This window comes from Pseudomonas sp. YA1 (genome assembly GCF_058680555.1).
In genome coordinates this window covers 125,342-138,179 of the sequence record NZ_JBZWBG010000004.1, presented here as the reverse complement: position 1 = coordinate 138,179, position 12,838 = coordinate 125,342, and the positions used below count along the sequence as shown (strand labels likewise).

General features: G+C 68.1%; 9 protein-coding genes. 3 read left to right on the top strand and 6 right to left on the bottom strand.

The window, feature by feature from the left end:
• Positions 1 to 85 precede the first annotated feature (85 nt).
• The 3 genes from gatB to AC4OR5_RS06960 are packed head-to-tail and all read left to right on the top strand — an operon-like array spanning position 86 to position 2,400.
• Positions 86 to 1,546, top strand: a complete 1,461-nt coding sequence (gene gatB, locus AC4OR5_RS06970; protein WP_071536084.1) for an Asp-tRNA(Asn)/Glu-tRNA(Gln) amidotransferase subunit GatB — start codon at positions 86 to 88, stop codon at positions 1,544 to 1,546.
• A 58-nt stretch (positions 1,547 to 1,604) separates the two neighbouring features.
• On the top strand, positions 1,605 to 1,982 hold the full coding sequence (locus tag AC4OR5_RS06965; RefSeq protein WP_058161100.1) for a septal ring lytic transglycosylase RlpA family protein: 378 nt from the start codon (positions 1,605 to 1,607) through the stop codon (positions 1,980 to 1,982).
• A 31-nt stretch (positions 1,983 to 2,013) separates the two neighbouring features.
• Entirely contained in the window at positions 2,014 to 2,400 is a 387-nt protein-coding gene (locus tag AC4OR5_RS06960) for a carboxymuconolactone decarboxylase family protein (protein WP_003094405.1), read from the top strand.
• Positions 2,401 to 2,514: 114 nt separating this feature from the next.
• On the opposite strand, the gene AC4OR5_RS06955 is transcribed toward AC4OR5_RS06960, so the two are convergent.
• From AC4OR5_RS06955 to AC4OR5_RS06930, 6 genes are read right to left on the bottom strand one after another with little or no spacing between them, the layout of a single operon-like run.
• Positions 2,515 to 3,306 carry a YfaP family protein gene (locus AC4OR5_RS06955; RefSeq protein ID WP_003112868.1) on the bottom strand — a complete coding sequence of 264 codons (792 nt, stop codon included), beginning with the start codon at positions 3,304 to 3,306 and terminating at the stop codon, positions 2,515 to 2,517.
• A 4-nt stretch (positions 3,307 to 3,310) separates the two neighbouring features.
• Positions 3,311 to 4,960, bottom strand: a complete 1,650-nt coding sequence (locus tag AC4OR5_RS06950) for a YfaQ family protein (protein ID WP_079992457.1) — start codon at positions 4,958 to 4,960, stop codon at positions 3,311 to 3,313.
• Complete coding sequence (gene magD, locus AC4OR5_RS06945) at positions 4,957 to 9,507, bottom strand: alpha-2-macroglobulin MagD (protein WP_058161097.1); 4,551 nt, start codon at positions 9,505 to 9,507, stop codon at positions 4,957 to 4,959. Before magD ends, AC4OR5_RS06950 begins: the two co-directional genes overlap by 4 nt.
• Positions 9,508 to 9,533: 26 nt before the next feature.
• The gene (locus AC4OR5_RS06940; protein ID WP_003141328.1) at positions 9,534 to 10,172 is read right to left on the bottom strand and encodes a DUF1175 domain-containing protein; all 639 of its coding nucleotides are present in this window, start codon (positions 10,170 to 10,172) and stop codon (positions 9,534 to 9,536) included.
• Positions 10,169 to 11,938 (bottom strand): DUF2138 domain-containing protein, encoded by a 1,770-nt coding sequence (locus tag AC4OR5_RS06935; protein WP_004352865.1) that lies wholly within the window; start codon positions 11,936 to 11,938, stop codon positions 10,169 to 10,171. The genes AC4OR5_RS06940 and AC4OR5_RS06935 overlap by 4 nt, the downstream gene beginning before the upstream one ends.
• 38 nt (positions 11,939 to 11,976) lie before the next feature.
• A complete protein-coding gene (locus AC4OR5_RS06930; RefSeq protein ID WP_003094417.1) occupies positions 11,977 to 12,786 on the bottom strand; it encodes a YfaP family protein in 810 nt (269 codons plus the stop codon).
• Between the last annotated feature and the right edge of the window lie 52 nt (positions 12,787 to 12,838).

Below are 12,838 nucleotides of genomic sequence, written 5' to 3'. Positions count from 1 at the left end.
GCAACGCCACGCAGTCCCCTCCCCTCTCCCGGCGCGGAGAGGGCGACCCGCAGGGTCGGCAGCGGGACTGCGCAGGCACAGAAGGATTGAGGAACACCACATGCAATGGGAAACCGTGATCGGGCTGGAAATCCACGCACAGCTCGCCACCCAATCGAAGATCTTCTCCGGCAGCTCGACCGCCTTCGGCGCCGCGCCGAATACCCAGGCCAGCCTGGTCGACCTGGCCATGCCGGGCACCCTGCCGGTGCTCAACGAGGAGGCCGTACGCATGGCCTGCCTGTTCGGCCTGGCGATCGACGCACGGATCGACCGGCAGAACGTGTTCGCCCGCAAGAACTACTTCTACCCTGACCTGCCGAAGGGCTACCAGACCAGCCAGATGGACCATCCCATCGTCGGCAAGGGCCACCTCGACATCACCCTGGAAGACGGCACCACCAAGCGCATCGGCATCACCCGCGCGCACCTGGAGGAGGACGCCGGCAAGAGCCTGCACGAAGACTTCCAGGGCATGAGCGGCATCGACCTGAACCGCGCCGGAACACCGCTGCTGGAGATCGTTTCCGAGCCGGACATCCGCAGCGCCAAGGAAGCCGTGGCCTACGTCAAGGCGATCCACGCCCTGGTGCGCTACCTGGGCATCTGCGACGGCAACATGGCCGAGGGCTCGCTGCGCTGCGACTGCAACGTCTCGGTGCGACCGAAGGGCCAGGCCGAATTCGGCACCCGCGCCGAGATCAAGAACGTCAACTCCTTCCGCTTCATCGAGAAGGCGATCAACCACGAGATCCAGCGCCAGATCGAGCTGATCGAGGACGGCGGCAAGGTGGTCCAGGAAACCCGCCTGTACGACCCGAACAAGGACGAGACCCGCTCCATGCGCGGCAAGGAAGAAGCCAACGACTACCGTTACTTCCCCTGTCCCGACCTGCTGCCGGTGGTCATCGAACCCGAGTACCTGGCGAAGCTGCGCGAGCAACTGCCGGAACTGCCGGTGCAGAAGCGCGAACGCTTCGAGAGCCAGTACGGCCTGTCCGCCTACGATGCCAGCGTGCTGTCCGCCAGCCGCGAGATGGCCGACTACTTCGAGAAGGTCCAGGGTATCTGCGGCGACGCCAAGCTGGCGGCCAACTGGGTGATGGTCGAGCTGGGCAGCCTGCTCAACAAGGACGGCCTGGAGATCGAGCAGTCTCCGGTGTCCGCCGAGCAACTGGGCGGCATGATCCTGCGCATCAAGGACAACACCATCTCCGGCAAGATCGCCAAGATGGTCTTCGAAGCCATGGCCAACGGCGAGGGTTCCGCCGACCAGATCATCGAGGCCAAGGGCCTGAAGCAGGTCACCGACAGTGGCGCCATCGAGAAGATGCTCGACGAGGTGCTGGCGGCCAACGCCGAGCAGGTCGAGCAGTACCGCGCCGCCGACGAGGCCAAGCGCGGCAAGATGTTCGGCTTCTTCGTCGGCCAGGCGATGAAGGCCTCGAAAGGCAAGGCCAACCCGCAGCAGGTGAACGAGTTGCTGAAGAAAAAGCTCGAAGCGTGAGTCAAAGCCAGACGCCGGGTTCGCCCGGCGTCTTCTTGTCCGCCAGGAGCTGTTGTCCATGCCCAACCCATCCGCCGCCGCGCGCCTCGCCCTCGCCGTCCTGCCCCTGTTCCTCGCCGGCTGCTCCAGCCTCGCCGGCAGCGGTTCCGCGAATACCGGCGAAGCCTCCTACTATGGCAGCCGCCACGCAGGCCTGCGTACCGCCAGCGGCGAGCGCTACAACCCCAACGCAATGACCGCTGCCCACCGCACGTTGCCGTTCGGTACCCGCGTGCGGGTAACCAACCTCGACAACCGCCGCAGCGTGGTGGTGCGGATCAACGATCGCGGGCCGTTCCGCCGCGGGCGGATCATCGATGTATCGCGCAAGGCCGCCGAAGGCCTGGGTATGATCCGCAGCGGCGTGGCGCCGGTTCGGATAGAGTCGCTGGATTGAGCCACCTTCTACCCACGACAGGAACCTTCCGATGAGCGAACAAGGCAAGACCGGCCTGGAGATCCGACGTGAAGTCATGGGCGACGCCTTCGTCGAGCGCGCCATGGGCAACGCCACCGCCTTCACCCAGCCATTGCAGGACTTCGTCAACGAGCATGCCTGGGGCTCGGTCTGGGCCCGCGAGGCGCTGCCGCGCAAGACCCGCAGCCTGATCACCCTGGCCGCCCTGACCGCCCTGAAATGCCCGCAGGAACTCAAGGGGCACGTGCGCGGCGCGCTGAACAACGGCTGCACGGTGGAGGAAATCCGCGAGGCACTGCTGCACTGCGCGGTCTATGCCGGGGTGCCGGCGGCGATCGATGCGTTCCGTGCGGCCCAGGAAGCGATCGATACCTGGCAGGGCGAACAGCCCGCCTGAGCCCAGGAGCCATTCGCAGCGGCATGAGCGCCGCCGTCAGGCCACGCGGTTGGTAACGCCGATGCCTGAACGACGGCGAATAACGCCAGAGGCGTTATCCGCCAGCGCAGGCGCCTACGGATAACTGAAGCGCTTCACCAGCGTCAGCTCGCCAGGCTTGCGCATCGGCACCAGGAAGGTTTCCTGTTTCTCGTTCGGCGTGCCCTCTTCGGTGACCAGGGTGATGCGCGCCGTGGTCAGGTCCTGGGCGGCCTGTTCGGCGCCATCCTCGCTGCTGCCGTAGCCACCGCCGAAGTAGTTGACGTAGACCAGGTAGGGCCCCTTCTGTGGCGTCGGCGTGGCGATGATTTCCGGGCCGTAGCCGGTGGTGACGTCGACATCCAGGGTCGCGCCGTTGGCCAGCGAACGATTGCCATACCAGACATGGTCGCCGTCCGGGGTCACCAGGTGCAGGTCGAGGTCGGTGTTGTCGCTGTCCCAGGACAGCAGCACGCGCAGCTTGGCCGGCACTTCCCCGCCGCCGCCACCGTGATAGAACTGGACCCGTCGCGACTGCCCGGCGGCGTTGCGCACCTCGACGCTGTTGCTGCCGGACGGGAAGGCGAACGGGCGGTCGAAGCTGCCATCGGCGTCCACCTTCAGCGGCATGCTCACACCGTTCACCACCAGCGTCGCCGGGCGGTCCTTGGGCTGGCTCTCGATCGCGCCGCGAATGCGCGCGGTGGTCGCCTGGTCGGCGGCGACGTTGACCGAGGACGCCGGGTAGTTCACCACCTGCCGGTAATTGGCGGCGGAACCGTCGCCGGCACGCCAGCCGGAGACCGGCGTATCCAGTTTCACGGGGTTGTCCGCCCAGGCGACGAGGGGAAGGCAACTGAGCAGGGCGGCAAGGGACATTCGGTTCATGGAGTCATTCCAGTAGCAGGCACCGGGCCAGGCTTTCGACATAGTTTTCGTCCTGGCCGCTGGGATGGGCGCGGAAGGCCAGGTGCAGGTATTCGTGGGTGAGGTCCAGGCGTTCCTGTAGGGAATACAGGCCGCGGACGAAGATGCGTTCGCGCTCGCGATCGACATAGGGCCGCCCGGAAGCCAGGCGGCACACGGAAAAACTCGGAATCTCCTCGTAGCCGGGCTCGCGGTCGAGGCGCTCGCGCCACTGCCGGCGCTGCTTGCGCAGCCAGTCTTCGGCGGCCGGCAACGGCTGGCAGGCGGCCACCGGGTTGTCCCAGCGGCTCAGGCTGCTGCGCGGGAAAGCCTGGGCGAGGATGCTGTCGTAGCCCAGTCCCTGCCCGGCTTGCTCCACCGCGTGCTTCCAGGACAGACGCGCCGGGCCAGGCTGGTCGGAGTGATAGTTGACGGTCGCCCCGGCCAGCACCAGGTCGGCGCTCCAGGCGGCGATCCGCCGCGTCTGCGCGCTGGCCGGGCGCGGCGCCACGCGCTGGCGCTGGCTGCTGTCATCGATGGCCAGGCATTCGCCGCGCGGCGCGGCGTTTTGCAACAGATAGGTGCGAATGGTCACCGCCAGCGCGCGAGCGGCTTCCTTCGGCTGCGCCGAGGCTTCGCGCTCCAGCACCCGCGCCACGTACTCTTCGCGCGAAACCCGCGCGACCAGGCGCGGCACGCCATCCACCCGCTGCAGGAACAGGTCGCCGGCGCTGGCGATATCCAGGCGATTGCCGTTGGTGAAGAGCACTTGCTGCGGACCATGCAGCAGGCCTTCGGCGGCCGGGTGGCCGGCAGGATCGCTGACCGAGCGCAGTGGATAGCGGCTGAACAGGTTCACTTCCACGCAACGGCCCGGATCGGCCGGCCACGGACTCGGCAGGAAGCGCCCGAGCACCTCGGCGTAGCGGTCCAGGATCACCTTGCTGGTTCCCGGGCCGCCGAGCCAGAGCGGCGTTCCATCGACCAGCCAGCCAGCGAAACCGCCCTGGCGCGCCTGCGGGTCATGGTCGTCGAGCCAGCTCCAGGTCTTCACCCGCAGGCGGCCGCCAAGGCTGGCCACGGCATGGCCGTCGCCGGCCTGCAACGCCACGTCGAGCAGTACCCGCCGCGCCTCGCCCTGGGCCGGTAGTCGCTGCAACTGTTCCAGAAGCTCCTTAACCGGCACCCGCGTCTGCGGTTGCAGCCGTTCCAGATCGAGCAACCAGGCCGGTGCCTGGCGCGCCTGCCAGTAGCCGCGCCAGGCCTCCGGCCGCAAGGCGAGGCGCTGCGGCTCGAAATACAGCCCGCAGGAGCGCACCAGGGCGCGGTCACGACCGATCGTCTGGCCATTCTCGCAGCAGTAGACCTCCTCACGGCTGCGCCCCTGGCAGGCATAGGGCGGCTCGGCCTGGCCGGTGTCGCTCAGCCAGGCGAAGACGAACAGTTTCCACAGGCTGCCCAGCGGAGCCTGCAAATCGGCCGGCAACGGCCGGCGCTCGAGCACCCGCTGGTGATCCAGGCTCACCAGTTCGTAGCCCTGGGTCGTGCGCCAGGCCAGCTGGACCGGCGCCTCCGCTGCGCGAAGCAGCAACGGCACGGCGCACAGCAGGACCAGCCAGGCGCGCAACGCAATCACTCGACCTTGACCTTGGCCAGCGCCGGCTTGGCTTCCAGGGCCTGCTGTTCCGGCGCGTAGAGACGCAGGTAGCGGGCCGGTGGCAGGTTGAAGCTGCCTTTCTGGGAGAAACGCACCAGGTGACGGAAACGCTGCTCGCCACTCAGGCTGTCCACCGGCACTCCGTAGAACAGCTCGCCCGGTTCGTTGCGCGCGCGCTCCAGGGTGGTCGCCTCGTCGCCGGCCAGGCCGCTGATCTTGATGCCCCAGGTGGTGCGCTCGACATCCGCACCGGGCGGCAGCGGCAGTTCCAGCATGCCGTAGCGTAGAGCGGTGTCTTCCGGAACGGTCAGGGTCACTTCGTCGAGATACAGTTCGTCGCTGGAAAGCGGCTTGTCGCCGACCTCCTCGACCTTGAACTCGAACGCCCCCTCGCCGGGCACCAGGCGCAGCAGGCGACGGCTGATCTGCACCGGCAGTTGCCCGCTCGGCGCCTGGGCGCTGCGGTAGCTGAGCGCAACCGGCAACGGCCGGGCCGGCGCCTCGTCCAGGTCGACCCAGCTCGGAATGCCGCGGCCGCGCCATTGCCAGTAGGTTTCGCCGGTGGCGCCGCGCTGCGCCTGCCAGTCCTTCGGCGGCTGCGGCAGCTTGCCCTGCGGCGCCTGGGCCAGGGCGCCCTGCAGCCAGGTCAGGGCCAGGGCGCGTTCCAGGGTCGATTGCGCCGGCGCCAGGCGTTGCAGCAGAGCGCTGGCCTGCTGGCCGTCCACGGCCGAGCGAGAGGCCAGCAAGGCATCGGTGAACGGCAAGCCGGCCTCACGCAGGCGCTGCGTCGCCGTCTCGGCCTGGGCGGCCAGCGGCGCGGGCACCGCAACCCGCAGTTGCCGTGCCAGGTCCACCGCCAGCACTCGCGCCGCGGCCAGGCCGACGGCCGAGTCCGGGTCGCCCAGCACCAGGCCGTCGTCGGCCTCCAGCGGCTCCGCGCGCGCCTGCCCTTCGCCGGCGTTGGCCAGATCGTTGAGCAGGCCGCCGAGCAGGGTGTTCACCGGCAACTGCATGTCGCGGGCGAAAGCCAGGATCAGCGCGCGCTGCAGCAGCGGGGTCTGCGTCGCCTGCTTGGCGTAGGGCTCGAGGATGCGCTGCCAGTGTTCGGCCGGCAGTTGGATCTCCAGTGCGCGGCTGGCGTACCAATCGGCGTAGTAGGCGTAGGCGGTGAGGAAAGCGTCGCCATCGACGTCGCCGCCCCACCAGGCGAACCAGGCGTCCGGGCCGGCCATCTGCACCAGGCGCAGGCGACTGTTCTGCATGATCAGGCGCAGGCGGTCGCGAATCCGCGGCTCGCCGCCGGCCAGCGCCGGATAGGCGATGCTCAGCGGCAGCAGTTGGCTGGCGGTCTGCTCGACGCCGCCGTAGGGATACTCCAGCAGATCATCGAGATTGCCCAGGTAGGCCGCGGCCGGGCCATCGGCCAGGCGCAGGCGTACGTCGCGGGCGTCCGCCGGCAGTTGCAGCGGGTTGCTCGCCGCCGCCAGGCTGAGGTTCTGCGCCTGCTCCACCTGCCAGCCGTCGGCCAGCAGGTTGAAGCGCACCGCCAGGCGGTCGCGGACCTGCCCGTCCTGGCGCAGCTCGGCGCTCCAGTCGCCATCGCTGAGCGGCTGTTGCGCCAGCGGAATGTAGTTGACTCCCTTGGCCAGCTCCAGGGGCTGGCTGCGCTGGCTGCCAGGCGGCCCGCTGAGCAGCTCGGCCTTGACCGGCTGTTCGCCATGGTTGAAGACGAACAGGCCGAGGTCGGGCTGGTCACCCTGGCGGAAGCGGGTCGGCCCGCTCCATTTCAGGTACAGCGGCTTCTCCGAGCGAAGGAACTGCTTCTTCTGGCCGACCTGGCCGTTGTCGTCGATGGCCCGTGCGGTGATCCGCCAGCGGGTCAGCGAGTCGGGCATGCGGAAGCTGAAGCTGGCCTTGCCCTGGGCGTCGGTGACCAGCTCCGGCTGCCAGGCGGCGGTGTCGACGTCCTCGCGGCGCGGCCGCTCCAGTACCTTGACGCCGCGCTCGCTGCGGTTCGCCCGTCCGGGTGCACTGGTGCTGCCGGGCAACGCCACGTCGTAGCTGATGAAGGCCAGGCTGGCGCTGGTGCGCACGTTGTTGCGCCGCGGATGGTAGAAGAACTGGTCGATGCCGGGGGCGATCTCCGCCTGCAGGGCATAGACCATCTCATCCACCACGCTGACGGTCAGGTGGCTGGAAACCGGTTTGCCGGCGAAGCGCGTGGCCAGGGTCACGGTCACCGTCTCGCCCGGTTCGTAGCGCTCCTTGTCGGTGGCGATGTCGATCTCCACCTGGGGCATGCCGACCTTGATCCCGGCGTTCTGGAAGCTGTAGTCGCCGCCCTTGGTGTAGAGCACCGAGAAGGTCAGGTTCGGCGAGAACTCCTCGCGCACCGGGATCCGCACGCGGTACTGGGTCGGATTGAGCTTTTCCAGGCGCAACCAGTCGGCGCCCTTGGACAGCAGGGCGGTGGCCTCGACCTTGTCGCGCTCCAGGGACAACAGTGCATCCTCCACCGGCTCGGGGAAGGTGATCAGTGCGGAGGCTTCCTCGCCGGTGCGGTACTCGGGCTTGTCGAACACCACCTCGACGGTGCCCGGCACCGACTTCACGCCCTCGCCGCTCACCGAGTGGCCGGTAGCGCCAAGGAGCTGGCCCTTGTCGTCGCGCAGCTCCACGGAATAGGTACCGGGGCGCTCGAAGGCCAGCGCGAAGCGGCCGTCGGCGACCGGACCGCTGTCGGTGGCGCGGTCCTCCAGGCGGATCCACTGGTAGCTGCTCGGCTTGAGCGGGGTCGGCTGTTCGCTGGCATAGCTGAACTCGACCTTCTCGCCGGCGGCGCTGAAGCGCTGCGGCGCGCTCAGGCGGTAGCGCGCGGCACCGCGCTCGATGAGGATCTCCTTGCTGGTCTTGACCCGGTAGGCGGCGCCGTCGCTGGCGAAGATGGTCAGCATGTAGCGACTGGGTTTCTCGGCCGGCGGCAATTCGATGGCGGCGCGGCCCTTGCCGTCGGTGGTCAGTTCGGTGCTGCTCAGTTCCACCGGGAACTGGCCGAGATACTGCAGTTCGTTGTCCACCATCGACAACTGCTGGGCGCGCAGGCTCAGTTGCAGGCGCGCGTTGGCCACCGGCTTGCCGTCCGGATAGAGCAGGACGATCTCGCCCTTCACCGGCTCGGCGGTCTTGAAGTCCGGCTTGGCCAGGTCGAGGGAGACTTCGAAGTGCGGCTTGATGTATTCGGCGACGCGGAAGGCGCTGCTGTAGGTCTGCCCGCGGTAGTCGAAGCGCAACTCGTAGCCGCCGGCGACGGCGTTCTCCGGCAGTTGGAAGCGGCCATTGGCGCCGCTCTTCGCGTCGAAGCGGAGGTCCAGGCTTTGCAATACCGTGCCGCTGGCGTCGATCACGCTCAGGCGCACCGGCGCGCTGGCGGCGGCCTGGGATTGACGGGCGTCCTTGAACTCGCGGCCGACCATCTTCAACGAGACCCAGTCGCCCGGCCGGTACAGCGGGCGGTCGGTGAAGGCGTAGATCTTGGTGTCGTAGATCTCGCTGTCGTAATAGAAGTTCTCGGAGACGAAGACCCCACCCTCGCGGTCCTCGCCGATCACGTAGGAGCGCTCCGGACTGGCGTGCTTGAGCCGCAGCAGGCCGTCGGCGTCGGTATTGCCGCTGCTCATCACGCCCAGGCCGTCGGTCCACAGCACCTTGGTGTCGGGCACCGGGGTGCCTTCGTGCTTGCGTGCGGTCCAGACCAGCAGCTCGTCGCCGGCGACCTTGCTCACCGCCACGCTGTTGGAGACGAACACCACGGTGGTGGCGCGGTACTTGCCGACCAGCGCCTCGACCAGGTAGAGGCCCGGCTTCAGCTTGCCCAGCGGGATGTAGACATTGCCCGGCACGACGTTGATGAACTCGCTGGAGGAACCGGCCAGCTTGACGTCCTGCGGCGGCTCGATGGGCTTGGCGTCCCACAGCGGATAGCGGAACTGGCTGACCAGCGGCAGGCCGGGAATCGGCGCGTATTGCGGCTGCGCGTCGTAGGGCGTCGGCGCGGTCATGGCGTTGCCCATCTTCAGCTCGGGCACCGCCTCGGTGACCTGTTGCCGCGACTCGTAGGAGAAGGCGCGCTGCATCACCCGGCGCGACTTGCGATACCAGTTGTCCCAGAGATAGGCCAGGGTGTTCGACAGGCCTTCGCCCTTGAACTGTCCCTCGGCCAGGACCCGGTGCAGGTTCTTCTGCCGCTTGAGGAACTCCAGCGGCTGTTCGATCCGGTACAGGCGCACGTCGACCCCGCCATAGGGCTCCATGCGGTAGCGCCGGTAGTCGCGGCCGGGCGCTTCGAGACGGACCCGCGCTTCCTCGTCGGTGGCGAAGCTGCTGTCGGCGAGCAGGAAGAAGGATTCTCCGGCCATCGGCGTGTAGCCGCTCGGCTCCACCGTGTCTTCCGCCTGGACGGCGGCGAACGGCAGCAGGACCAGGGCGGCGACCGCCAGGCTACGGCTGAAACGGCGCAGGTTGCTCATTGCTGTGGTCTTCACTGGGACGCGATTCATTGAGAGAGGAAAGCCAGCCGATAGATGCCGATAAAGTTGGGGTTGGATTCGTCGGGGATCCATCGGGTGTCCTTCCATGTCATGAGTTGTTGCAGGCTGACCGAGCGCATGCCGTTGTCGGTCGGGGTGCTGCTGCCGGTGTGATAGGCGATGGAGCGGCCCATCCAGATCATCAGGTGCTGGTCGTCGCCCTGGTCGTAGAACATCAGGTCGCCGGGGCGCGCCTGGTTGAGGTCGCGGCCGACCAGCCGACTGTTGAACTGCACCAGCTTGATCGCATTCACGTAGGGCCCGACCTGGCCGCCACCCTGCTGCCAGTTCTGCGCCAGGCGCCGTTGCTCGGGACTGAGCGCCAGCTCCGGGGGCAGGTAGCGGTTGGACAGGCCGTTGGCGCGCAGCCACTTGCCATCGTGGACTTTCAGCGCCTCGTTGGCGGCGAAGCGCACCAGGCCGGCGCAGTCCTGCTGGTGCCAGCGCGGACTCGGCCCTTGGCGCAACTGTTCCTGGGCGATGCGCACGAACCAGGCGCGGAATACCTGCGATTGCTGCGGGTCGAGCGCTACCGGGGGCTCGCCGCGGGCAACGCCGCTGGCCAGCAGGAGCAGCGCCAGGCCGAAGGCAGTCAGGCGTCTCACAGCGACCGCCATTCCAGCGGCAGCCATTGCCACGGTGCGTTGGCCTGGCTTCCGGCAGGCAGGCCAAGGGCGTAGCTGCCCTTGCCGGCGAGGGTTTTCAGGCGCGGCATCAGGTAGGTGTCGGCGGCATTGCGGAATACCGGCTCCATGTCCTGCGGCAGGCTGTCGAGGGTTTCCCGTTGCAGCAGTTCGGAGAGCGGCTGCGGCGCCAGGTAGGCCGGTACCAGCGCATCCTTCGGCAACACCTCGGCGAGCGGCGGATAGCGCTTGTCGAGGGTGTCCAGGGCCTTGCCGAGCAACTGGTCGTCGAGGGAGAACAGCAGGGTCTGGCCATGGCGCGCCATGCCGATGCGGAAGAACGCGCGGCCGCTGATGCTGTCCGGGTTGTCCGCCTGGCTGGCCGGATAGGCGCCGAAGTTCGAGCTGACCTGGCGGGTCCAGCGGCGGGTCTGGCCATCCACCCGGTCTTCCACCGGGAAGCTGCCACCCTCGACCTTGGCTTCCTTCGCGCCGATCACACGGCCGAACAGCTTGCCCAGCTCGTCGTCGAGTTCGGCACTGGCCGGCGCGCTCAACTGGCCCACCAGCAGCGGCGAATGCAGCCGCGAACTGGCGTACCAGCAGAGACCGGCGGCGCCGCTGAGATGCTCGGAGAAGGCCTGGGCCATCTTCTGCTCGGCCCCCAGTCGCTCCAGCATCACCCCGTACAGGCCGGGGGTGACCGGCAGCGCCACGCAGGCGCTGGCGCCCATCGGCATGGCCTGCCAGACCGGGGCGAAGTCCAGCGGCGGCTGGCGTTCCACCTCGTTCAGCGCCAGGTAGCTGCTCCAGCCCTGCTCGCCCTTCTCGAAGCGCACCCCGGCGAAGCTCGGGATGAAGCGCTGGTAGCCCATGGCCAGGACGCTGGCATTGAGGGTGATGCGCTGGCGCAGCTCGCCGCGGCCCGGCAGGCCGAAGCGCTCGGGGAACAGTTCGTCGCCGTCGAGCAGTGCCTCCAGGTCTTCGCTGGCCGGAGCGTTCAGCGGGCTGTCGTCGCTTTCGCCACCATCGTCGAAGAGCATCCGTGGGTTCGACAGCAACAACAGCCGGTCGCCCTTGGACAGGAACAGCATCGCCTTGTCGTTGCCGTAGCGCAGGCGATAGACCGAGGTTCCCGCCAGCTCGCCGACCTTGCGCAACTGCTGGTCGTCGGCGGCGATATGGGCCAGCGGCTCGAGCACTCGCGCCAGGCCGCCGCGCTTGAGCACCACCACGAAGTCGCGCAGGCGGCCGTCGGCGCCGCGCCAGAGGGCGACCTGGGCCGGTTGGTCGAGCAGTTCCTCGACCAGGCTGTCCTTCAGGGTCAGGTCGTGCTCGTAGATGATCCGCCGCAACGTACCGGTCAGGCCAAGGCGGTCGCCATTGTTCTCGTAATAGAAAACGAAGTCCTCGGTCAGGGTATCGCGCAGCAACGGCACCTCGAGGATTTCCTTCGGCAGGCGGCTCAGCGACACGCTCTCGATCAGCGCGTCGGGCTTGCGCAGGTCACGGTAGGCACGCGGCGCGTCGGCGTCCGCGGGAGCCTGGGCGCCGATCGGCTGGCCGAGGTCCTCTTCGGCCGGGCGCCCTCCGCCGAGCCGCTCCAGCCAGCCCATCTGCCAGGCCAGCACACCGCCGGCGGCCAGCGCGGCGACGATCCCCAGCACCGGCCACAGGGCGCTTCGGGTGCGCGCAGCGGCGGGCGCAGGGGTTCCGTTGGCAGGGCTGGGGGTGTTGTTCTCGCTCATGGTTCGCTAATCCCGTGTCATCCGTACGAGGGGATGCTTCAGTAGGTAAAGGTCTTGACCAGCACCAGGTCGCCGATGGTGCGCAGGGGCACGACGAAGGTCTCGTGCTTCTCGTCGACGCTGTTTTCGTTGAACACCAGGTTGACCTGCGCGGTGATCACGTCCTGTACGTTGCTGCCGGCCTGGAAGTTGTAGCCCTGGTTGTTGAGGTTGCCCCAGTAGTTCACGTAGATCAGGTAGGTGCCGTGCAGCGGCGCGCCCATGGTGAACATCTCCGGGCCGGGCCCGTCGACGCCGTCCGGATCGAGGCCGCCGCTGTTGCTCAGGCGCGGATGCGCCCAGTAGGCGTGCTGGCCATCGGGGGTGACGATATGCAGGTCAAGCTCGGCCTTCGGATCGTCCCAACCCAGCACCACGCGCACGCGCGGCGGCAGTTGGGAGCGATTGGCCTCGTAGAACTGCACGCGCTTGAGGATCTTGCCGTCGGCGCTGCCGACCTGGACCCCGTTGGAGCCGTGGCCGAACGCATAGGGGCGGACGAAGCGCCCGGCGCCGTCGGTATAGAGAGGGAGAGGATTGCCGTTGACCACCAGGCGCTGGGCGCGCTCGGTGCCGACCAGTTCGCGCAGGTGTCCTTCGATCAGGCTGCGGCCGCGCTGGCCGCCGCGATCGATGGGCGGAGTCGGATAGGCGACACGCGGGGCATCGGGCTGTTCGAGCAGGCCGGAATAGCGCCAGCCTGCCGTCGGACCATCCAGGTCCACCGAAGGCTCGGCTAGTGCAGGCAGCCCGAAGGCCAGTCCGAACAGCACCGACAGGCAGCCGGCACTCGAACCGAAGATACGCATGATCAATCCCTGGTCGTGCGATTCATGAAAGCTGCATCTTAACGATTGCGCT

What these genes read in the sequence shown, in the direction of transcription:
- AC4OR5_RS06965 (WP_058161100.1), top strand. Translation starts at nt 1,605, where the DNA reads ATGCCCAACCCATCCGCCGCCGCGCGCCTCGCCCTCGCCGTCCTGCCC.
- AC4OR5_RS06960 (WP_003094405.1), top strand. Translation starts at nt 2,014, where the DNA reads ATGAGCGAACAAGGCAAGACCGGCCTGGAGATCCGACGTGAAGTCATG.
- AC4OR5_RS06955 (WP_003112868.1), bottom strand. Translation starts at nt 3,306, where the DNA reads ATGAACCGAATGTCCCTTGCCGCCCTGCTCAGTTGCCTTCCCCTCGTC.
- magD (WP_058161097.1), bottom strand. Translation starts at nt 9,507, where the DNA reads ATGAGCAACCTGCGCCGTTTCAGCCGTAGCCTGGCGGTCGCCGCCCTG.
- AC4OR5_RS06935 (WP_004352865.1), bottom strand. Translation starts at nt 11,938, where the DNA reads ATGAGCGAGAACAACACCCCCAGCCCTGCCAACGGAACCCCTGCGCCC.
- AC4OR5_RS06930 (WP_003094417.1), bottom strand. Translation starts at nt 12,786, where the DNA reads ATGCGTATCTTCGGTTCGAGTGCCGGCTGCCTGTCGGTGCTGTTCGGA.